Origin of the sequence: Hydrotalea sp. AMD (assembly GCF_004100315.1) — a bacterium.
Classification (GTDB): Bacteria; Bacteroidota; Bacteroidia; order Chitinophagales; family Chitinophagaceae; genus Hydrotalea; species Hydrotalea flava.
Map to the genome: position 1 here is coordinate 1 of NZ_SCKY01000007.1, position 22,471 is coordinate 22,471.

Consider the following 22,471-nt stretch of genomic DNA (forward strand, 5'->3'; position numbering starts at 1 on the left):
GAGTGAAATGGGCTGGCATTGCCAACCGGGTTTCATTAAAAATTTGCGTAACAGTTCGGGGGCATTTTGTTTCACCAATATTTTACTTTCAAAATCAATACCTGCGCTGTAGCCCCAATATTCATGCACATTACGGGCATAGCAGTAAATACAGCCATGTTCGCAACCCTGATACGGATTCATACTGTACCACATACCCACATCGGGACTATCTACTTTGTTTACAATGCCGGTGGCTTTTGTGATAATATATTGCGTAGCGCTGCGGGTTATTTCCCAATCGTCTATGGCCTCAACATGTAATTTTTCTGTATTATTTTGTAAAAAATGGTTGGGCGTATTAATTTGAGCACCCCTGCCTTTCAGGTATTGCATAGCTGCCTCTTTTTGTGCCGGTACTGGTTGTTGGTTGGGGTTAGTGTTCATGGTGCTTTTTTGTATAGGTAAATATATAAATTTAATTTCAGGTTACTGCAGTTTTTTACGTAAATGGATAACCGTTGGTAGTAGTATCTGCTGCCTTGTATTGTTGCCGTACAAGTGTGCGACGCAACAACAGCTACATGGTAAAGCAGTAGCCGGCTACAATATTAATAATGAATGCCTTTTTTGTTATTGCTGTTTGTTTTGCCAACAGTGCCACCCGATAATAACCCCTTTTCTAAAATATGAATAACGCAGGTAACTACACCCCATATGTACTGCTCACTAAATTCGGTAATTTCAATAGAGGCGTAACGACTGTTTTCGGCCAGTAAGGTAGCATGGTTAAAGTTTAACTGCAGCCTCCGCACCAATAGCTCACCGTTCACCACGGCTGCAATTATTTTACCTGAGGCTATAGCAACGCTTCGGTCAACAATTAATACATCGCCACTATGAATGCCGGCCTCCGTCATGGCATCACCGTTCATACGGAAAAAAAAGGTAGCCGGTTTGTTCATAATCAGTTGTTCATTCAGGTCAATACCCCGTTCCATATAATCATCGGCTGCAGCGCTAAGACCATTGGCATTGGCAGTAGGTACCTGGTGTTGGGTAAAGTCTTTACTGCCCCGGTAGGCAGGTGTGTACGCTATATTATCTATCATAAAATATATTTTGCAGTTAACTAAATTATTTAGCAATTTTATGCTAAATTTGTTGGTATAAAAAAATTTGTTTTATGGATGTCGTTCATTTACCTGTAGCCCCTGTGGGCACCCTTCAACAAACGGTGTATCAGTACAGTTTGTGTGTTGTATTACCTGATTGTATTACCCAGATGCTGTTGCAGCAGCAGGCGTTTTTTACGGCGCAATATGGATATGTATGCAGTACGCCCCGTTTAACCATGGCGAGTTTTAAAGCCGATGAAGCTTTAGAAGACACATTGTTGCGTTACCTGCATCGTATTGCAGGCATACAGCAGTCGTTGCCCTTAACCTTTAACAATTACAGTGGTATGCCTGAACATAGCGTGTATGTGCGGCTGCAAGAGTATATGGCTTTTGGGCAATGGGTACAGGCATTACAGCCCATAGCCAATTATATTTTGGATAATGGCTTTCCGCAGATGCAAATTATGCAGCGTCCCAATATACCTCTTGCTGCAGCCTTGCCACCCAATGTGTATCACAAAGCCATAACCCATTATGCGCAACAGGTGTTTTATGCCACTTTTACGGCAACAGAATGGGTTTTATTAAAATACAAACCCAATTACGGCAATCAGGTACCGCTATGTAAATTTCATTTGTTATAATTTATGGTACCGGCGGTGGTACTTCGTGGCATCGCCTGTTGCGTCGCAATCACTTCATCGTTCCGGGCAATGGGCATCGGGTGTTTGTTTATTTTATTATTCCGTTTGTTTTTATTGTGGTATGAATACAATACAAGCCAATAATGTAATGCCTGAAACTTCGGCAGCCAATAATTTAAAAAGCATTCATACATGGTATGCCATTGTTGATTGCAATAGTTTTTATTGCAGTTGCGAACGTTTGTTTCGGCCCGATTTATGGAACCGGCCTGTAGTAGTGCTTAGCAATAACGATGGTTGTATTATTAGTAGAACCGATGAAGCTAAGCGGCTGGGGGTAGAAATGGCCGGCCCTTATTTTAAAGCCAAACCATTGATTGAACAATATGGGGTAACCACTTTTTCATCTAACTACAATTTATATGGCGATATGAGTAAGCGGGTAATGGATACCCTACGCTTTTTGGTGGGTGAACAAAATACGGAAGTGTATTCGGTAGATGAGGCTTTTTTAGCCTTATCGGGTTTTGGGGCTACGGATTATACAGCGTTGGCCCTGCATATACGGCAAACCGTAGAGCGGTGGACGGGCATTTCGGTATCGGTGGGTATTGCCCCTACTAAAGTGCTGAGTAAAATGGCCAACCATATAGCCAAAAAAAACAAACAGAGCACCCGATGTGTGTACGTATTAGATACGCCACAGGCTATACAGCAGGCACTGGCACAAACGCCGGTAGGCGAAATTTGGGGTATTGGTCGCCGTTATGCCGAAAAGTTGAACAGTTTTGGTATTTATGATGCGCTGCAACTAAGCCTTATGCCCGAAAATTGGGTACGCAAACAGTTAGGTGGGGTTGTGGGCGCACGGTTATTAAAAGAACTAAATGGCGAGCCGGCTATTGGACTGGGCGATGAATTGGTTACCAAAAAAATGATTGCTACTACCCGCATGTTTGGTACGCCTGTTACTGCATTGCAGCAGGTAAAAGAGGCGGTAGCAACTTATATAGCCCGTTCTGCCGAAAAGTTGCGCCGACAAAAAAGTGTGGCATCGGTTATTACTGTATTTATGGTATATAAGACTGAGCAGTTACCGGGTGCCCATTTTAGGCATGGTCCTTCGGTAAGTGCTTTTATTGTATTGCCGAATGCTACTGCCAATACCCATGAGTTGATAAAACCCGCTCTGCAATTAGCTGCACAACTGTATCAAACCGGTAAAATATACAAAAAGGCAGGGGTGTTGCTGAGCGGTATTACACCTGCCGGTGCCCCACAGGGAAATTTGTTTGTGCCTAAAAGCCCCAATGCCAATGAGCGATTAATGGAGGTGATGGATAATATTAATGTTAGCATGCGCAATGATGTGTTGCATTTTGCGGCCGGTTCCACCGGCCGCAATTGGAAAATGCGCCAGGAACTGCGCAGCCCCCGCTATACCTCCCGCTGGAAAGAATTGCCAGAGGTACGCTAAAGCTACAACCGTCGGAACCTATGGAACATCCATTCATTTCATAGTGTAGGAGTCCCATACTGCTTCGTAGTTGCCCGGATAAAGGTTGGTTATTGGGTAGAAAAAACTTAAAAAAACATAAAAATAATTTTATTTCTATTAAAATTTAATTATTTTTAACATAGCTAAAATCAATTTACTATGAAAAAATTAATTACCCCCCCCGCAGCAATTGCGAAACAAATGCTGTAACAATTTTTTGCTTTTTTATTCTTTTTATCATGGTTAGTTTTTTGTTTGGTTGCCGCAAATATGACAGTTTGCCCAATATAAAAAGCCCCAATTATGCGCAATTACAACAACAGTTTTTTAATACCAATACTACAGCGGACATTGCCATAAAAAAATTAGCTGCCGATATTAGAAGGCAGGATAGTATGTTTCATTTTTTACCTGCGTTTGTAAGGAAAAATGGGATACCGAGATGGGACAAAGTAATATATAGCAGCAATCATTCTAACTCAGGTAATCAATTATCTACTTATGGGGTTAATGCAACAGGTAACACTGTAAAATACACGCAAAGTAATAAAACCGAAGGCAGTCAGGGCATATTTTTTATACCATTACAAGCGCAAAATACTAATACCATACAGTCATACATAGTGGCTTATAAACACAATGATAGTTTATATACTTACCGGTTGTATAATCGGGATTCATTAAATGCAATCAGACCAAAAACTTCAATTGCAAAAAATAATTTATTAAATACGCAGGCAGTTTTTGGTTATTTTGAGCAAACGGTAAATAATCGGGATGGAATTACTATTGAATCACCTGTATCGGGCAAAATAAAAAATGTGGAGATAGCATTTCATGCTACAAGGAATAACAGCGCCAATAGCACGCAATCATTGAACGGAACAATGGTGGGTGGTGGTTGTGAAATGAGCATAGAAGTTACGATTTCGTATTCATTAGAAGTTACCCTTGATGGGAATACAATATACATTACAGAAAGTTACTCTGTAACTTTAACCATCATTATTGATTGTACAGGTGGTGGAAGTTGTAATTGTACAACACCCAAGGATAATATTATAGATGGTGTTGGTGGCACCGGAAATACTAATGGTAATTGGTGGGATTATGGAACGGGGTATCCTTATTTTCCCTGGAATCCGGGTGGAGGAATAATTGGTGGCGGCCCCACTGAACCCGATTGGAGTTGGTGGTGGACGGGTGGGGGTGCATCAAATTATGATTTTAAAACAGTTTTTGATAATTATTCGGGCGATGAAGATAACAATACACAAGGCGATTATGATAATACGCCATATATTGAATATGATCCTAATTCGCAAAGTTGGCCCACTATTTCAAATGTTATACCTGTAAGTGAATTCGTTGGGTGGGGTACACCAGGTATAAGAAGAAATTGTATGGATTATGCAAAAGCACAAATTTCTAAAATGGGGTATAAAATTTCAAATTATTCAGATCCAGGTCAAACTATTCAAATTTATACAGCAGCAAATGGCGTAAATATTAGTGCAGCCAAAAACGGTGTTGGGTATTTATTGTCAGCACTTCAAAGAGGAATACCTGTTATAGTAGGTGTTGATGATAAACCAGGATCCTCTAATCCAAATACTGATAATACAACAGATCATTTTGTAGTAATAATCGGTGCAGGTTCAGATTCTAAAGGTAAATATTTCACTTTTTTTGATAATGCCTCTGGAAATCCTAATCAAGGAGCTAATCCAGAAAATAAACTTTACTATAATGAATTAACTGGACTTATCAAAGGGAAATCACAAACTGATTATGCAAGTGGATTGAATGATTACATTGTTACAATGATAAGAAAAAGTAAATAATTTTAACGTAGAGTTGAATACTACAGTCAACTTCCTGTTTATTTATATTAAAATAATTATTTATGAAGTTTATCTTTATTATAATTGGTTTCTTAATTTCAGTTTATACCATGGGGCAATGTGTAAGTGATATAAAGTTAGATACTGCAATTTTTTATAAACATTTAAAAAAAAATGATACTATTTATTTTAAAGCAATTTATTATTCGTTAGGGAAAATTTCTCAAAAAAATATCTTGAAGAAATTAGAATCAAAAAAAGTTATTCATTCAAAAGATTATAAAACTGCTATTTCTTTTATTCCGTTAGGAAGCAATAATTTACTCTATTTGCCATATAAAGACAATGATTATTGTATATATAATGTGTTGTATGAAGAACAAAACAAGGGCAAAATAATTTGTATTCGTGCTGTATTGATTTCCGATTTACCATTTTTTAATAAAAAGCCTTTTTTTTTAATAGACAGGATTTGGTTTGATTAGAAAAATTTATATTATATAAATATTATATTTCATTTAAATATATATATTTTCAGAGGGATACACTAAGTTCAACATTGTTAAAAGCTGCCTTAGTGATATAGCATTTTATGTTCCAAAGAACAATAGCACGCAATCATTGAATGGAACAATGGCGAGTGTTAGTTGTGAAATGAGCATAGAAGTTACGATTTCGTATTCATTAGAAGTTACCCTTGATGGGAATACAATATACATTACAGAAAGTTACTCTGTAACTTTAACCATCATTATTGATTGTACAGGTGGTGGAAGTTGTAATTGTACAACACCCAAGGATAATATTATAGATGGTGTTGGTGGCACCGGAAATACTAATGGTAATTGGTGGGATTATGGAACGGGGTATCCTTATTTTCCCTGGAATCCGGGTGGAGGAATAATTGGTGGCGGCCCCACTGAACCCGATTGGAGTTGGTGGTGGACGGGTGGGGGTGGCGGTTCTTACATCCCATCTTACAACGACTATGCTGTGCCGCCATTTACGTGGACTTTCATAGGTGACGATGGAACTAGTTTCAATGACCCTGACCCATTAAACGAACCTGATTTTCAATTTGACCCAGCCGATAATTATGAAACTAATTACCCGAGATTTACTGATATGGTAAAGAATCTAAAAACGTTCGTAAAAAATAATCCAAAGGTTTTAAATGCATTACAAACGTATTCAGGCTTTAGTAAACAAAAAATTCTGAATCATTTAACCATTGGACAAGGACCAACTATCAAAGTTGAAGAAATGACTGGTAGATTCGGTTTTTACAATAAAAATAATGGTAATAAAACTCTCCACATTAGGGCAAGCTATGTACGTGGGCTTGAACAAGCATACTTGCAAAGTACACAGGAAGCTACTGCTTTTTTGTTAGCTGTAACAATATTGCATGAATATATACACCTCGGAACAACACAAAATAACATTAGCGAAGGCGTCTATGATTTTGGTTACGGTTTCGAAAGAGATGCTTTTAACGTTATTGTTGATGATGATAATGCAGGTACCGTAGTCCTTAAATTTAGTCAATACTTTTAATATGAGAATGATTCTAATTTTAGTCATTTTTATACTCTGCATCATCGGTTGCAAAGTGAGTTCCAAGGAAACCTTTTACGAATTGGTAAATGACAATTTTTTGCAGTTGGTCGATACGGCTGCATATAGAACAGGGCGTTTAATTCAAATCCCCAACGATACATTAAATGAACTTAAGTTAGAAAATCTCTGTATAGAAATTGATACGACTTTAGGTATGCCTACTGAACTTTCCTCGTCAATTCAAAATATGTTACGCAGTGAAAAAATAACTGATTTTGAAAAACTCTTTTTGGACGGAGCAGACTTGAGTATAGATAAAATAGAGTTAACAAAGTTAAAAAAGACAGGAAGATTTAACTTATTTACTGTTGAACAAATAAACAAAAACCGTTGTAGTAAAATGGTTGGTAAGATAAGATTTTACAGACCTTTCGTTTCAAATGACAGAGCAATTATTACTTTAACAATTTCTGAATCATCAAAGGCAGGATATACTAAGGTGTATTTATTTAACAAACAAAACGGCAAGTGGAAAAATATTAAAGTTTTAGAAATTGAAAGGTGGTAAAGTACTGCCTACAAAAAAAGTATTTATGCAATCTAGGCAAACGAGAAAAATCACAGTCCATATTTTCAATCAGCAACTGCCCACCACTCCACCCACAGGAAGGGGAAGTTGTAATTGTGCAACACCCAAGGATAATATTATAGATGGTGTTGGTGGCACCGGAAATACCAATGGCAATTGGTGGGATTATGGAACAGGTTATCCTTATTTTCCCTGGAATCCGGGTGGAGGAATAATTGGTGGCGGCCCCACTGAACCTGATTGGAGTTAGTGGTGGACGGGCGGGGGTGGCGGTGGGGGATATGATCCCGATTTTGATCCTTCAAATTATCCTGAAACATTTGAAATCCTTCAATTTGAAAATGATTATCGCAATCAAATGTCAACACAGGAATTGCAAATTTTTGATAACTTGTCAAGAATAAATCAATTGCAATATTTGTATAATGCCAAATATGCATTAGATAAAGCACAGGACTTGTATCAAAACTCTGTACACAATGGAAATGGGGACGCATTTAGACACGCATTGTTCAGTGGGTTGAATGCAAAAGTTTTAAGAGTTGCTTTAGCTAAGCAACTAGGGGATGCACATGAACTTATACCTAATAACCCTTTACTGGAAATTCAAATGGACTTGTTTAACAATCAAGTTGGGAGAGACCAATTTGTTTACTTACAAACTTAAGGTCAAGTAGGACATTTTTTTAAAGAAACATTAGTAATCAACCTTATGCAAAAAGTCCAAAACGGTGAACTGCGAAGACTTGACCCATTAGATGCAAATAGTCAGATAATACCTGGAGTTACACAATTAGTTCCAACAAATTAATAAATTATATGAAGAAGCTTATTCCTATAGGTTTTACAATAATTGCATTAAATTATGGATGTAAACAATATGAATTTACGACGTTTCGTTTGTGCAACTTAAAGGATACATCATTTTATTTTCAATCTAAATTGCTGCATCCAACTTTATTGGAAATATCAATCAGGGGATATAGTGATAATCCGTTTGTTATAAATAACATCAGATTGGAAGGTGGAAAGATTGACACATTGTTAAAAATGGACTGGTATGGTGATACGGTTATCATTAATTTCAAGCGTTATAAAGCTGCTGCGGGTAATTTGACTTTCAATTGTAGAACGTATTGACAGTACTGCCTACAACAACTAAGGCTTCGTTGTGTGCTAAGCGCTAACTATGAAGCCGCCTGTTGAACGAAACCGGTAAATTATCCGGGTATTTATTGATTATGGAGTTATCTTTTTGTTACTTTATTGTAGTAATTGAAAATCGGGGGGTATTATTTTTTTCAATTTTTTGGTCATTGCTGAGTGATAGACAATGATAGCCAAATTATAATAATTATTTATGACATTTCAAATCAACATAAAAGATAAAAGTGAAACAGACAAGTTAATTAAGATCACACTGTTTAAGAAGGAGATTAGGAAAACTGAACCACATAAACACAATAATTATTTTGAAATCATTTACCTTTCAAAAGGTAGCGGCACGCATGCTATTGATTATACCAAATACAAAGTACAGCCACCCGTTATCTTCTTTGTGCGCAAGGAACAGGTGCATTATTGGGACTTACGCACGGTACCTGAAGGGTATGTATTAATTTTAAAAAAAGGTTTTATAGATAAGAGCCTTGATGTAGAACTGAAAGCATTATTGACTAAAGTAAGCAGTTTTTCTAGTTTGCAGGTAAAAGATACCAGCACCATTAATCAACTCTTTCAGTTGCTCACCAAAGAAAACGATACAACAAATGAAAACCGATTTCCTGTTGTGGAAGGACTGCTAAAAGCCCTGTTAGCAAAAATATTAGAAGTGGCTAAGCCACTTATTAATAACGTGAAAGTAAAGGCAGATATCTTTCAATCATTCATGGAACTACTCTCGCAAAACAAGGAAATAAAAAACAATGTAGCATACTATGCAGGCTTGTTAAATACTACACCGCAAAACCTTAATGCAGTCTGCCGCAAAGCTGTAAATCAGTCCGCAGCAGAAGTGCTTGCAGAACTCATAATCAGTGAAGCTAAACGCTTATTAATTTATACCGATAATACCGTTTCTGAAATCTCCTTTGCCTTAGACTTTAACGACCCTTCTCATTTCGTTAAATATTTCAAACGTTATACTGGGTATACCCCACAGACTTTTCGAAGCCAGTAACCCCAGTGCCACAGTATTTTCAAATATACCATGCTTAATTAATTTCATGTACCATCTTTGTTAAGTGATATATTGTTTTTCACACCCTAAAAATCATAATGAACAATACTTTAAAATATTTATTTTACTTGTATTGTATGCGGTAAGCAATTCATTTCTTAGATGGCTTGACTAATTTAAAAAATTAAGTTATGGATCGTAGAAAATTTATTAAATCAGCCGGGTTAGCAATACCCATTGCAAGTAATTTGCCAATGAGTAGTTTAGTGCATAGTGAACCTAATATCCACAAATTCTCGTCAGTAGCAAAGGATGTAACACTACAGGATGAAAAAGCAGATTATACAATTCATATCGGCACAGGTTTGGTAGAGGTAGGCACACAGCATATTATTTCTACAACTACATACAATGGAGAGTTTCCGGGTCCTTTATTGCGCTTTAAAGAAGGGCAAAAGGCAATAGTAGATATTTATAATGATACTGATACACCTGAACAATTGCATTGGCATGGGCAGTTTTTGCCTACTGATGTTGATGGAGCTGCAGAAGAAGGCACCCCTTATATCCCTGCTCATGGGATGCGCCGTGAAGTTTTTGTACCTAAGCCAGCCGGTTTTAGGTTTTATCATACGCACTTGGTAGCTGGAGCTAATGTAAATGTCGGGCAATACTCCGGGCAGGTGGGCCCTGTTTATATTGAACCAAAAAATGAACCTGGCAATTATGATCGTGAAGCATTTATTATACTTAAGGAGTTTGAGCCTTACTTTATGCGGGGCGGCGATATGGCTATGGATTTCCTCACTGGTGAATCAATTCCCAATTTAGCAGCCATACAGGAAAAAGCCGAAAAGAAATCTCCAATTAAAACAAAAGGGTATGAAGTTGGGTATAATATTTTTACTATCAATGGCCATCAGCTCGGTCATGGTGAGCCTATTCGTGTTAAGGAGGGCGAAAGAGTACTATTCCATATACTTAATGGGAGTGCCACTGAAATCAGAAGCCTTGCATTGCCAGGTCATAGTTTTAAAGTGGTGGCTTTGGACGGGAACCCGGTACCAAATCAACGACAAGTTCCTGTGTTATGGCTGGGTACCGCTGAGCGAATATCTGCAATTGTAGAGATGAGAAATCCTGGTATATGGGTTATGGGCGATTTGTCTGATGATGACAGAAGTAACGGTATGGGTATTGTGATAGAATATGCAAACCATACAGGGAAACCACAATGGAAAACACCGGCACCATTTAAATGGGATTATACAATTTTTGGGAATGATCGTGGAATAGTAAGTCCGCCTGATGAGGTAATAAATTTGTTGTTTGCTAAACAAAATGCTGCTGAAAATGGGTTTAATAGATGGACTATAAACGGTGTTGCTTTTAACATGATGGATATGTCGCCTACGTTTCATCTGCAACAAGGGAAGCGGTATCGTTTGCACATGCGAAATGCTTCAGATGATATTCATCCGATGCATCTACACCGGCATAGTTTCGAGATTACAAGAATTGGAGGTAAGTCAACAACAGGTATTATAAAAGATGTTGTTATGTTTGGTGGTTTTCAAGAAATGCATCTTGATTTTACAGCAGATAATCCGGGATTAACTTTAATGCATTGCCATATGCAACTTCATATGGATTTTGGTTTTATGTGTTTGTTTAATTACAAATAAAATAAATTTTATAATTATGTTTTATAAAATCATTCATTCAGATAATGCAACAACTACAATTATTATCAGGTTAATGGTGGGAACAGTATTTCTTTCGGAAGGGATACAGAAATTTTTATATGCAGATGCTTTGGGCGCAGGCCGTTTCGCAAAAATAGGTTTACCCAATCCTGATTTTTTAGGTCCGTTTGTGGGCAGTTTCGAAATAATTTGCGGCACACTGGTTTTAATAGGTCTGTTTACAAGGTTGGCAGCTATTCCTTTACTCATTATCATGTTAGTTTCAATTGCAACTACAAAAGCAGAACTTTTACACAATAATGGCTTCTGGTCAATGTTGCATGATAGCCGTACAGACTGGTCAATGTTTTTGGGAAATATTTTCTTAATCATCAAAGGAGGTGGCAAATGGTCGATCGATAAACAAATTGAAAAACAAAAATGGAAATAATTATTTTATCAGTAGCCGCATTTATAGTAGCCATACTTACTTTTTTTTCCGGGTTTGGTTTAGGTACTATCCTTACCCCAGTATTTATGATTTTCTTTCCGGTAGAGGTAGCTATTACATTAGTTGGAATAGTTCATTTATTCAATAATATTCTTATTGCAGGAATGGTTGGTAAAAGTGCAGATAAAACAGTTTTGATTCGATTTGGTATCCCTGCAACACTTGCATCATTAGCAGGTGCATGGCTCCTGATGAATATTTCAAATCTTCCTGACCTTTATTCCTATACTATTTGTGAAAAAATATTTGAGGTAAAGCCTGTAAAATTAATCATTGCAAGTTTACTTATCGGCTTTGCACTGTTCAACATTATCCCATCTTTAAAGGCAATCCAGTTTAGCAGAAACAAGCTGCCAATTGGTGGTTTACTAAGTGGTTTTTTTGGCGGACTTTCCGGCCTTCAGGGAGCATTAAGAAGCGCTTTTTTAATTAAATCAGGCTTAACAAAAGAAGCATTTATTGCATCTGCGGCAGTCTTATCTGTTTTTGTAGATATCACAAGGCTTTCTGTATACGCAACGAGATTTTCAGAAACCAGCCTCCATGAAAATTTGAGTTATGTTTTTGCAGCAACATTTGCTGCATTAAGCGGTTCTTTAATTGGTAAAAGAATTCTTAAAAAAATTACCCTAAAGTTTATACAGGTAACAATAGCTATTATGCTTTTTCTTATTGCCATTGCTTTGGGTGCAGGGCTTCTTTAATAATTAAAATAAATTTAAATATATAATAATGAAATTATATAAAAGTGTAAAAATTAGTTATTGTTTGCTATTACTGCTGCTGCACCTTGAAGGGTTTGCACAACAACCACAAACAACACTGCCTCAATTGTTGCAATTAGCAGAAAAAAACTATCCTTTACTCAAATCGAAAATGTTGGATGTTAAAGCTACCCAAGAAGGTATAAATATAAGCAAGAATACTCTGATTCCTTCTATAGATGCATCCTACCAAGTAGACTATGCCACTTACAATAATATTACCGGTATGGCATATCCGCAATTTATTATGCCTATCAGTGGGCCGCCATCTTCCTCGAATAATATGAATGGTGTATTTGGCAGTGCTACAAGTCTTTTGCTTAATTGGCAGCCCATCACATTCGGTCAGCGAAAAGCTCAGATTGATTTTGCTAAAGCGGGCTTGCAATACGCCAATGCTGATGCCGAAAATGAAATATTTCAACACAAAATAAAAGTAATCTATGCCTATCTTGATGTAATAACGGCTGCAGAGTTGGTAAAAGTGTATCAGAATAATTTACAAAGAACAGAGGTAAATCTACAGGCAGTTCGATCGCTTGTTGTAAATGGTATAAGGCCTGGTGTTGATACCGAATTATTCAAGGCCGAAAATTCAAAATCAAAAGTTGAATTACTGAACAGTCAAAAATATAAAGAACAAACCCTCATCTATTTAACTCAGCTACTTGCAACAGATAATTATGTTACTGTTGCCGATACTTTTTTCTTTTCCAAACTTCCTGTAACAAATTTTAGTGCCGATTCAGTTAAAAATCCACTGATTCATTTATACAACTCCAATATTGCTATCGGTTTTGCCCGTAAGAAGGTACTTTCAAAAACTACTATGCCAACCTTGGGCATATGGACTACACTTTATGCAAGAGGTTCTGGTGTTGCATACAATGGTACGGTAAAAGCTGCAGAAGGCCTGGGCTTTCAAAGTATAAATTACGGTATAGGTTTACAGATAAGCTTACCCCTTTTACAATCTGCAAGAATTCGACCACAGTTGCAGCAACAGAACTTTCTGATACAATCAAATCAGGAAAAACTTAACGAAATTCAATTGCAATTGAAAAAACAAAATGCATTGGCAGATACTTCGCTCAATAGTGCATTTGCCATTGCAAAAGAAAGCCCTTTGTTTTTAGAATCTGCCAGGTTTTCATACAATTCTATGCAATCCCGTTACAAGTCTGGCCTTGCTACAATTTCAGATTTTATGCAGGCCCAATATGCTTTGATAAAGGCAGAAATAGATTATAAGCTTTCATACATGAGCGTTTGGAAAGCTTTCTTATATAAAGCAGCCGTGAATGGAGACATTAACTTATTTATCAATCAGGCTAACTAAAAACAAATTATGAATTTACTAAAAGGAGCATTGCAAAAACCCGTTACTATTGTAGTAGTTATATTAGCTATCCTGTTTTTTTCATATTTGGCTATTAAAAAAATGAGGGTCGATATTTTCCCTCAGTTAGGATTGCCAACTGTTTATGTGGCTCAACCTTATGGCGGATTATCACCAGAACAAATGGAAGGTTTTGTTACTTCTTATTACGAATATCATTTTTTATACGTAACCGGTGTTAAGTTTGTAGAATCGAAATCTATTCAGGGAGCAGCGCTCATTAAAATACAATTTAATGAAGGCACTGATATGAGCCAGGCAATGGCAGAAGTGGTAGGTTATGTAAATAGGGCAAAAGCCTTCATGCCACCTGGAACCGTGCCGCCATTTATTACCCGTTTTGATGCGGGAAGTGTGCCGGTTGGAGAATTGGTCTTTACTTCTAAAACCAGAACATTAGGTGAGATATCTGATCTTGCACTTTTCAGGGTACGGCCTATGTTTGCTACGCTTCCGGGAGTATCTGCCCCACCTCCTTTTGGTGGCAATCAGAAAACAGTTATAGTAAATGTTGATCCAAATAAAGTAAGGGAATATAATCTTTCACCTGATGAGATAGTTCAGGCATTAGCAAAAGCAAATAGCATTACACCTGCTGGTAATATAAGAGAGGGAGACAAAACTTTAATTACGTCTCAGAATGCAGTTGTCAATAATGTGCAGGAATTGGCAAATGTGCCCATTAGGATAGGCGCAGGGCCAACTGTTTACATTCGGGATATTTCCAGTGTAAATATTGGTTCAGATATAACTACAAGTTATGCTTTGGTAAATGGCAAACGTTCCGTTTACATCCCTGTTACCAAACGCTCAGACGCTTCTACCTGGGATGTGGTTCAAAGAGTAAAAGCGGCTCTGCCAGATATGCAGGCAGCAGTACCCAGCGATATTAAAGTGGCTTATGAATTTGACCAGTCTGGTTATGTAATCAACTCAGTAAAGAGTCTTTCATTTGAAGGTGCTCTTGGAGCCATACTAACAGGGTTGATGGTATTACTTTTTTTAGGCGACCAAAGAAGTGCCTTAATTGTTGTGTTAACTATTCCGATGTCAATTTTGTCAGCGATTATATTGTTGAACTTGTTTGGTCAAACTATCAATATAATGACGTTGGGAGGGTTGGCGTTAGCTGTTGGTATTCTGGTGGATGAGGGAACGGTGACAATTGAAAATATTCATCGGCATTTGGAGATGGGTAAATCTAAAGGTAAAGCTATTCTTGATGGTTGCAGGGAAATTTTTATTCCCAAACTGCTAATCCTGCTTTGCATTCTTTCAGTATTTGTACCATCCCTTTTTATGAGTGGGGTTCCCGAAGGAATGTTCCTTCCTTTGTCGTTGTCAGTTGGCTTTGCGATGATTTCCTCATTTCTTATTTCAAATACAATTATTCCCGTATTCTCAAATTGGATATTAAAAGGCAATCAGTTTAATCATTCAGGCAGCCACAAAGAAACTCGCTTTGAAATATTTCGCCATAAGTATATTGTTTGGCTGGAACAATTTATTAAAGGAGCAAAATGGAAATCCATGGCTTATGTTTTAGGTTCAATGGTTTTAGTAGTAATCTTATTTTCATTAATAGGTACGGATATATTTCCAAAAGTAGATGCAGGGCAGGCACAAGTTAGGTTGAGAATGCCAACCGGAACCCGAATAGAACGAACTGAAAGTGCTACACAAAAACTTTTGCATTTAGCAGATAGTATAACGAAAGGGAATATAGCAGCTAGTTCTGCTTTTATTGGCACACAACCTTCTAGTTTTCCAATTAACCTTGTTTACTTATGGACAAGCGGCCCGCAGGAATCTGTAATTAAAATCAACCTTAATAAAGAGGCAGGTATTGGTATTGAAAATTTTAAAGAACAAATGAGAGAAGCAGTGCACCAATCACTTCCTGATGCAACAATATCTTTTGAGCCAGGTGATTTAGTAGAGCAAGTTTTAAACTTAGGTTCCAGTAACCCAATTGAAATTGCAGTATTGGGCAGAGATCTTTCTCAATCAAGAGTAATTGCGGAAAAATTAAACAATAAATTGAAAAGTATTACTTATTTAAGAGATGTTCAAATTGCAACACCATTAGATTACCCAGAAATTAAAATAGACATTGATAGAGTGAAAGCAGGCCAATTAGGGTTAACTGTTGATCAAATCAGCAAATCAACAGTGGCAGCCACTTCATCAAGCCGATTTACGCAACCCAATTATTGGTTAGATAAAAGTTCGGGGATAGCTTATCAGGTGCAGATAGAATACCCGCAATACAAAATAAACAGTAATGAACAACTGGGACTGGTACCTGTTTCGGGCAATATTGGTAACCCTGTTTATTTAAGAGATGCTGCCTCTATGCAAAGAATTACTACGCCAGGTGAATATGACCGCATTAATCAGCAACGCTTCATTACTATTACTGCCAATATTAATAATAAAGACTTAGGTACAGCCCTTAAAGAAGTAAATGTTAAAATAGCCTCTTTAAGTCAGCTTCCACAAGGTGTAAAAATAATGGTAAGGGGCCAATCAGAATTACTCCATGAAACCATGAGTGAACTACAATCGGGGTTATTGATTGCTATTATAGTGATTTTTTTAATGTTAGCAGTAAACTTTCAGTCATTTAAACTTTCACTTACTATTCTTTCCATCATACCTACAGTAGTAGCGGGATCTATATTGTTGTTATTGTTAACTGGAAAAACATTAAACATACAATCCTATATGGGTACTATTATGGCTGTTGGTGTAGCAGTAGCCAACGCAATTTTGTTTGTTACAAATGCAGAACTCCATCGTAAACGAGATTTTTCATCCGGCTTTACTCTCAGTGCTACGTTTAACCGCTTGCGACCTATATTAATGACAAATATTGCTATGATTGCCGGGATGATACCTATGTCTTTGGGTATAGGAGAAGGTGGCGATCAGTCTGCCCCTTTGGCAATAGCAGTAATAGGAGGTTTGATATTCTCTGCTGTTAGTACACTCATATTCTTACCAATGATATATTCTTATGTAGTTGGGAATCAACCTTACAAAAACCTTTCGTTTGACCCCGAAGACGAAAATAGTATTTACTATGAAGCAGGCAATACAAATAATTCATCTTTATAAACCAACATTAGCATGAAAAATATTAAAGGCATATTGATTTTTACCATTGCAACTTTTGCACTTGCAATGGGTTGTAAAAACAAAGAAAACAGATTACAAATGCCAACAGCTATAACAGATTCAGTTGCAGCTTTTATTTTGAAAAAAGAAACCTTCAACAAGGAAGTTTCCTTCCCCGGCGAATTTCTTCCATTAGAGAAGGCCGAAATATATACTAAAGTACCCGGTTATATTAAAACCCTGAAAGTAGATATTGGAGATTGGGTTCAGGAAGGACAAGTTTTAGCGGTTTTGGAAGCACCTGAAATAATTGCCAATTATGCACAAAATCATTCTGATGTTCAAACAGCACGGTCAAAATATATGGGAAGTTTGGATGCATACAATCGTACCTTGAATGCAGCAAAAGTAGAGGGTACAATTGCAGCAGGGGAAATAGAAAGAATCAAAAGTCAGATGTTGGCAGATAGTGCGACATTAGAAGCTGCAAAATACAGGCTTAATGCTTATGCACAATTAAAAAATTACCTGATAATTCGTGCTCCCTTCAACGGTATAGTAACCCAACGAAATGTTGATCCCGGCACATTGGTGGGAACAGGAAATACCAATCCTATTTTGATAGTAGAAAATAATAGTATCCTTCGTTTACGCTTGCCCGTACCGGAGGCTTATGTCTCAGCTAACGTAGAAGGCGCTTCTGTTAAGTTTACAGTCGATGCTTATCCAGATGTTTTATTCAAGGCTAAACTATCCAGAAAATCAGGTGCTTTAAATCTTACTAATAGAACGGAAATCTGGGAATTTCTTTATGTAAACAAAGAAAATCAATTAAAACCAGGCATGTTTGCAAATGCTATCTTAACATTTTACAGGTCAACACCTTCTTTTATGGTACCTTCTACTGCAATTGTAACCAATCAGGAAAAACGTTTTGTTATCCAGTTGAAAGATGGGAAAACAGAATGGGTGGAAGTTCGCAATGGGATTTCTGTGGAAAATAAAACGGAAATTTTCGGTAACTTATCGGAAGGTGATACTTTATTAGTTAACGGAACAGATCAAATAAATACAGGAATTAACCTGAACCCAAAATTTCAATAAAAATATACATAACGTGTTGTGCTATTAAAATATGTTTTCGTTTGAAACTCATTGCCTAATGGTGTTTTAGTAAACTATGTATAACTAATGGTTGTTGAGCCAAGTTTATTGAAACCTAAGTCCAGTATGATTTTCAGAGCGTAATAGCACAACGCGTTATAAATAATGATTTAGTGTTTGTTTAGAAAAAATAGATGTTTGAATAATGTATTCATTTCATTCGTTTATAGAGTTCTACAAATTGCCAAATAAATAGACGTTTCTGTTTTTGTTAAAATGAGTAATGTATTATTTAATACATGTTAATTGCCATTCAAAACTATAAACCTACCATATTAGCCGGTACAACCCATTCATCAAACTGCTCAGGAGTAACATAGCCTAATTTTACCGCCATTTCTTTTAAAGTAGTGCCTTCTTTATGTGCTTTTTGCGCAATTTCAGCGGCTTTGTAATAGCCAATTTTGGTGTTTAAAGCAGTAACCAGCATTAATGAATTGTCTACATGCTTTTTAATATTGGCTTCAATAGGCTCAATGCCGATGGCGCATTTGTCATTAAAACTTACACAGCCTTCGCCAATTAAACGGGCACTGTGTAAAAAATTGTATACCATCATGGGTTTAAATACATTCAATTCAAAATGACCGGTAGCTCCGCCAATATTAATGGCCACATCATTCCCCATTACCTGTGCAGCAATCATGGTTAAAGCCTCACATTGGGTTGGGTTCACTTTCCCGGGCATGATAGAAGAACCGGGTTCATTGTCGGGAATATGAATTTCGCCAATGCCACTCCGTGGGCCGGATGACAACATGCGTATATCATTGGCAATTTTCATTAAGCTAACTGCTACCGTTTTTAAAGCACCATGTGCTTCAACAATCGCATCATGGGCTGCTAAGGCTTCAAATTTATTTTGTGCAGTAACAAAAGGTAAACCGGTTAATTTCGCTATTTTTTTTGCCACCAATACATCATATCCTTTGGGGGTATTAATACCGGTGCCCACAGCAGTACCGCCTAAAGCCAGTTCACTTAAATGCGATAAGCTGTTTTGAATGGCTTTTAAACCATGTGTAAGTTGTGCTACATAGCCACTAAATTCCTGTCCTAAGGTTAATGGCGTTGCATCCATAAAATGGGTACGGCCAATTTTAACCACATGCATAAATGCCTTACTTTTTTCAGCTAAAGTATCTCTCAGTTTGGTGATACCGGGGATAGTCGTTTCTATCAACATTTTATAAGCTGCAATGTGCATGGCTGTTGGAAAGGTATCGTTAGATGATTGTGATTTATTCACGTCATCGTTCGGGTGTAAAAACTTCTCTTTATCGGTTAATTGTCCGCCTTTTAATACATGTGCTCGGTAGGCAATTACTTCATTTACATTCATATTGCTTTGTGTGCCGCTGCCGGTTTGCCATACTACCAACGGAAACTGGTCATCTAATTTTCCGTCTAAAATTTCATCACAAACAGCACTAATGGCGGTGCATTTCTCTTCCGGTAGAACACCCAACTCAAAGTTGGCCAAAGCAGCAGCCTTTTTTAAATAAGCAAATGCCTGAATAATAGGTTTGGGCATTTGATTAATATCTCTTGCAATATTAAAATTTTCTACGCTTCTTTCTGTTTGTGCACCCCAGTATACATGTGCGGGTACTTTTACCTCGCCCATGGTATCTTTTTCAATTCTGTATTCCATGCTGTATATTTTTTAGGATAATAAAATAACTTTTTGAAGACGGCGCAAAGTTATGACTAAGTTTTATTTGGGTTTAAAAATGTAGGATTTGTTGAAGCATGGAAGATATTGTAGTAATATTAGTATTGCAAAATGAAAAATGTATTATGTTTAAAATATACTTATTCCTTTTTTTATTTGTTTTTTCAACATTTGGCATGTCACAAACCGGTGCAAATGGTTTACAAATATTACCACTACCTTCAAAAGCGCAATTGGTATGGCAGGATCAGTCGTTTTACCTGTTTGTTCATTTTGGTACCAATACATTTTCCAATAAAGAATGGGGTTTGGGTGATGAGCCGGAAAGTGTTTTTAACCCAACAGCATTAGATTGTAATCAATGGGCACGTATTGCCAAAGCGGTGGGTGCTAAAGGCATTATACTTATGGCCAGACACCATGATGGTTTTTGTTTATGGCCAGTAAATTCAGTACACATACGGTGGCCCAAAGTAAATGGCAAAATGGTAGGGGAGATGTTTTAAAAGCCTGTGCTGAAGCCTGTAAAGCAAAAAGTTTAAAGTTTGGGGTGTATTTATCGCCTTGGGATAGGAACCATCCTCAATATGGCACCCCGGCATATAATACTGTATTTGTAAATATTTGAAAGAAATTTTTACAAATTATGGGCATATAACTGAATTGTGGTGGGATGGTGCCAATGGGGAAGGGCCTAATGGGGAAAAACAAATGTATGATTGGCCGTTTTTTCAAAAAACGGTACGTCAACATTCACCTGAAACTCTCATTTTTAGTGATATTGGTCCAGATATTCGGTGGGTGGGCAATGAAAAAGGTATTGCAGGAACTACAAATTGGAATATTTTAGATACCGCCGGATTTACCCGTGGCATAGGTGCACCTCTTCCAGATACTTTACAATCGGGTAATTACAATGGTTGTTGTTGTATACCTGCAGCGTGTGATGTTAGTATCAGGCCGGGTTGGTTTTAGCATGCCAATGAAGATAGTTTGGTAAAAACGCCACAGTAATTGTTTGGTTTGTATGCAAAAAGTATTGGCAGGGGTGCTAATTTATTACTCAATGTGCCACCCAACCGGCAAGGGCGGTTTAGTTCACCCGATTCAGCAGCTTTAATAGGTTTTAAAGCAATGCTTGATAAGGCTTTTAAAACAGAACTCCTGAAAGTTAATGCGGTGGTTAATACGGTGCATCTGAACAAAAAATCTGTGAAAAGAAGATATCTGGGATACAACTATGTTTTTAAAGAACCAATTATGCTGAATTGTATGGTATTGGAAGAAGACATAACAAGCGGCCAGGCCATAAGTAGCCTTATCATTACCGTTAGTTTGCATGGTGAGGTTCAGCAATCTATTGCTATTACCACTGTTGGGCACTGGCGTATGGTTTGCTTCCCCAATTGTAGTGCTACAGAGGTTTCAGTAGTAGTAACCGGTGCAAAAAATTTGCCGTATTTAAAAAATATTGCTGCGTACCAAATACCGGATGATTTATTCCCCTTTATGTTATAAATTTATTTTCCGCTGAATACAGGTTTCCTTTTTTCAATGAAAGCTTGGGTTCCTTCCTGCATATCATCGGTTGCAAAGCAAAAGCCAAAAGCATCAATTTCTACCGCATAACCATCTCTGGCTTCATCAAAAGCGGCATTTACGGCACTAATGCAGGCGCCAATGGCCAAAGGTGCTTTGGTATTGATGTTGGCTAGCAGCTTGTAAGTTTCCGGTAATAATTGTTCGGGTTCAAAAACATGATTTACTATGCCATACTGCAAAGCAGTTTTGGCATCAATCATATTACCGCTGATTAATAATTCAATGGCACGGCCTTTACCAATTAATTGTACCAAGCGTTGTGTGCCACCATAGCCGGGTATTAAACCTAAATTTACTTCAGGCTGGCCAAATTTGGCATTATTAGATGCTACCCTAAAATGGCAGCTCATGGCTAACTCACAACCACCACCTAACGCAAATCCATTGACGGCGGCAATAATGGGCTTTGGGCAGTTCTCAATACGGAAAAAAGTATCTTGTCCGGCTTTAGCCAATGCTTTTCCCTCTTCAACAGACAGGCCTTTAAATTCAGTAATATCGGCGCCGGCTACAAATGCTTTGGTACCTGTACCAGTAATGACTGCAGATAAAATTTCATCGTTGGTATACACTTCATCCAATGCCTTATTCAAATCGTCGAAAACAGCTTTGTTTAAGGCATTCAACTTATCGGGCCGGTTAATAGTAATGGTAAATATGTGGTTGTTTAATTCGGTTAAAATACTAGTATACATCATTTAAAATTTTCGGTGTTCAATGGTCCACTCCTGAATATAATTGGCAATGTCGCTAACAGGTGTACCCGGTGCAAACAATTTGCCAACGCCTAATTGTTGTAGTGTTTTCATATCATCATCGGGAATAATGCCGCCGCCTGTTAGTAAAACATCATGCATTTGTTTTTCTTTCATCAATTCTAGTATACGGGGAAAAACTGTCATGTGTGCGCCACTTAATATACTAACCCCAATGGCATCTACATCTTCCTGTAAAGCAGCATTTACAACCATTTCAGGTGTTTGTCGCAATCCGGTATAAATTACTTCCATCCCGGCATCCCGAAGGGCAGTGGCAATAATTTTGGCACCCCTGTCGTGTCCATCTAACCCCACTTTTGCTACTAATACCCTAATGGGCCTGTTCATTACTGTTGTCATGCAATCGTATTGAATTGTG

At 37.4% G+C, this 22,471-nt stretch carries 23 protein-coding genes and 1 pseudogene; 19 read left to right on the forward strand and 5 right to left on the reverse strand.

Annotated elements, in window-relative coordinates; all coding sequences use genetic code 11:
* Positions 1 to 426 (reverse strand): annotated as a pseudogene (locus tag EO766_RS06295) (PA0069 family radical SAM protein); the annotation flags it as partial.
* Positions 427 to 590: 164 nt separating this feature from the next.
* Positions 591 to 1,091, reverse strand: coding sequence for a LexA family protein (locus EO766_RS06300; protein ID WP_074419597.1), 501 nt, complete (start codon positions 1,089 to 1,091; stop codon positions 591 to 593).
* A 74-nt stretch (positions 1,092 to 1,165) separates the two neighbouring features.
* Here EO766_RS06300 and EO766_RS06305 point away from each other — a divergent pair, with 74 nt between their 5' ends.
* From EO766_RS06305 to EO766_RS06380, 16 genes are all read left to right on the forward strand, one after another.
* A complete protein-coding gene (locus EO766_RS06305; RefSeq protein ID WP_074419596.1) occupies positions 1,166 to 1,744 on the forward strand; it encodes a hypothetical protein in 579 nt (192 codons plus the stop codon).
* Between the two features lie 121 nt (positions 1,745 to 1,865).
* Positions 1,866 to 3,221 (forward strand): Y-family DNA polymerase, encoded by a 1,356-nt coding sequence (locus EO766_RS06310; RefSeq protein ID WP_081301249.1) that lies wholly within the window; start codon positions 1,866 to 1,868, stop codon positions 3,219 to 3,221.
* A 299-nt stretch (positions 3,222 to 3,520) separates the two neighbouring features.
* Positions 3,521 to 5,086, forward strand: coding sequence for a hypothetical protein (locus EO766_RS06315; RefSeq protein ID WP_287100808.1), 1,566 nt, complete (start codon positions 3,521 to 3,523; stop codon positions 5,084 to 5,086).
* Between the two features lie 62 nt (positions 5,087 to 5,148).
* On the forward strand, positions 5,149 to 5,571 hold the full coding sequence (locus EO766_RS06320; protein WP_074419555.1) for a hypothetical protein: 423 nt from the start codon (positions 5,149 to 5,151) through the stop codon (positions 5,569 to 5,571).
* Between the two features lie 148 nt (positions 5,572 to 5,719).
* Positions 5,720 to 6,643 carry a hypothetical protein gene (locus EO766_RS06325; protein WP_081298691.1) on the forward strand — a complete coding sequence of 308 codons (924 nt, stop codon included), beginning with the start codon at positions 5,720 to 5,722 and terminating at the stop codon, positions 6,641 to 6,643.
* A gap of 1 nt (position 6,644) precedes the next feature.
* Positions 6,645 to 7,214 carry a hypothetical protein gene (locus EO766_RS06330; protein WP_074419553.1) on the forward strand — a complete coding sequence of 190 codons (570 nt, stop codon included), beginning with the start codon at positions 6,645 to 6,647 and terminating at the stop codon, positions 7,212 to 7,214.
* A 25-nt stretch (positions 7,215 to 7,239) separates the two neighbouring features.
* On the forward strand, positions 7,240 to 7,485 hold the full coding sequence (locus EO766_RS06335; protein WP_143439157.1) for a hypothetical protein: 246 nt from the start codon (positions 7,240 to 7,242) through the stop codon (positions 7,483 to 7,485).
* A gap of 108 nt (positions 7,486 to 7,593) precedes the next feature.
* Positions 7,594 to 7,902 carry a DUF6973 domain-containing protein gene (locus tag EO766_RS06340; RefSeq protein WP_074419551.1) on the forward strand — a complete coding sequence of 103 codons (309 nt, stop codon included), beginning with the start codon at positions 7,594 to 7,596 and terminating at the stop codon, positions 7,900 to 7,902.
* A gap of 152 nt (positions 7,903 to 8,054) precedes the next feature.
* Complete coding sequence (locus EO766_RS06345; RefSeq protein ID WP_074419550.1) at positions 8,055 to 8,375, forward strand: hypothetical protein; 321 nt, start codon at positions 8,055 to 8,057, stop codon at positions 8,373 to 8,375.
* Between the two features lie 220 nt (positions 8,376 to 8,595).
* Positions 8,596 to 9,414: an AraC family transcriptional regulator gene (locus tag EO766_RS06350; protein WP_074419549.1), complete on the forward strand. Its 819-nt coding sequence runs from the start codon at positions 8,596 to 8,598 to the stop codon at positions 9,412 to 9,414.
* Positions 9,415 to 9,605: 191 nt separating this feature from the next.
* On the forward strand, positions 9,606 to 11,099 hold the full coding sequence (locus tag EO766_RS06355) for a multicopper oxidase family protein (RefSeq protein ID WP_074419548.1): 1,494 nt from the start codon (positions 9,606 to 9,608) through the stop codon (positions 11,097 to 11,099).
* 16 nt (positions 11,100 to 11,115) lie between these two features.
* On the forward strand, positions 11,116 to 11,550 hold the full coding sequence (locus tag EO766_RS06360; protein ID WP_074419556.1) for a DoxX family protein: 435 nt from the start codon (positions 11,116 to 11,118) through the stop codon (positions 11,548 to 11,550).
* Positions 11,541 to 12,314 carry a sulfite exporter TauE/SafE family protein gene (locus tag EO766_RS06365; RefSeq protein WP_074419547.1) on the forward strand — a complete coding sequence of 258 codons (774 nt, stop codon included), beginning with the start codon at positions 11,541 to 11,543 and terminating at the stop codon, positions 12,312 to 12,314. The genes EO766_RS06360 and EO766_RS06365 overlap by 10 nt, the downstream gene beginning before the upstream one ends.
* Before the next feature lie 28 nt (positions 12,315 to 12,342).
* Entirely contained in the window at positions 12,343 to 13,713 is a 1,371-nt protein-coding gene (locus tag EO766_RS06370; protein ID WP_074420982.1) for a TolC family protein, read from the forward strand.
* A gap of 9 nt (positions 13,714 to 13,722) precedes the next feature.
* Positions 13,723 to 16,893 carry an efflux RND transporter permease subunit gene (locus tag EO766_RS06375; protein WP_074420983.1) on the forward strand — a complete coding sequence of 1,057 codons (3,171 nt, stop codon included), beginning with the start codon at positions 13,723 to 13,725 and terminating at the stop codon, positions 16,891 to 16,893.
* A 12-nt stretch (positions 16,894 to 16,905) separates the two neighbouring features.
* Entirely contained in the window at positions 16,906 to 17,997 is a 1,092-nt protein-coding gene (locus EO766_RS06380; protein ID WP_074420984.1) for an efflux RND transporter periplasmic adaptor subunit, read from the forward strand.
* Positions 17,998 to 18,316: 319 nt separating this feature from the next.
* Here the strand turns inward: EO766_RS06380 and fumC are convergent, their stop codons facing one another.
* Positions 18,317 to 19,711, reverse strand: coding sequence for a class II fumarate hydratase (gene fumC / locus EO766_RS06385; RefSeq protein WP_074420985.1), 1,395 nt, complete (start codon positions 19,709 to 19,711; stop codon positions 18,317 to 18,319).
* 197 nt (positions 19,712 to 19,908) lie between these two features.
* Between fumC and EO766_RS06390 the strand changes: the two genes are divergently transcribed.
* From EO766_RS06390 to EO766_RS06400, 3 genes are all read left to right on the forward strand, one after another.
* Positions 19,909 to 20,238 carry an alpha-L-fucosidase gene (locus EO766_RS06390; RefSeq protein WP_179855930.1) on the forward strand — a complete coding sequence of 110 codons (330 nt, stop codon included), beginning with the start codon at positions 19,909 to 19,911 and terminating at the stop codon, positions 20,236 to 20,238.
* A 118-nt stretch (positions 20,239 to 20,356) separates the two neighbouring features.
* Positions 20,357 to 20,707, forward strand: a complete 351-nt coding sequence (locus EO766_RS06395) for a hypothetical protein (protein ID WP_074420987.1) — start codon at positions 20,357 to 20,359, stop codon at positions 20,705 to 20,707.
* Positions 20,708 to 20,755: 48 nt separating this feature from the next.
* Positions 20,756 to 21,250, forward strand: a complete 495-nt coding sequence (locus tag EO766_RS06400; protein WP_074420988.1) for a PH domain-containing protein — start codon at positions 20,756 to 20,758, stop codon at positions 21,248 to 21,250.
* Positions 21,251 to 21,252: 2 nt separating this feature from the next.
* Here the strand turns inward: EO766_RS06400 and EO766_RS06405 are convergent, their stop codons facing one another.
* Entirely contained in the window at positions 21,253 to 22,032 is a 780-nt protein-coding gene (locus EO766_RS06405) for an enoyl-CoA hydratase/isomerase family protein (RefSeq protein ID WP_074420989.1), read from the reverse strand.
* A complete protein-coding gene (locus EO766_RS06410; protein ID WP_074420990.1) occupies positions 22,033 to 22,452 on the reverse strand; it encodes a cobalamin B12-binding domain-containing protein in 420 nt (139 codons plus the stop codon).
* Positions 22,453 to 22,471 lie beyond the last annotated feature (19 nt).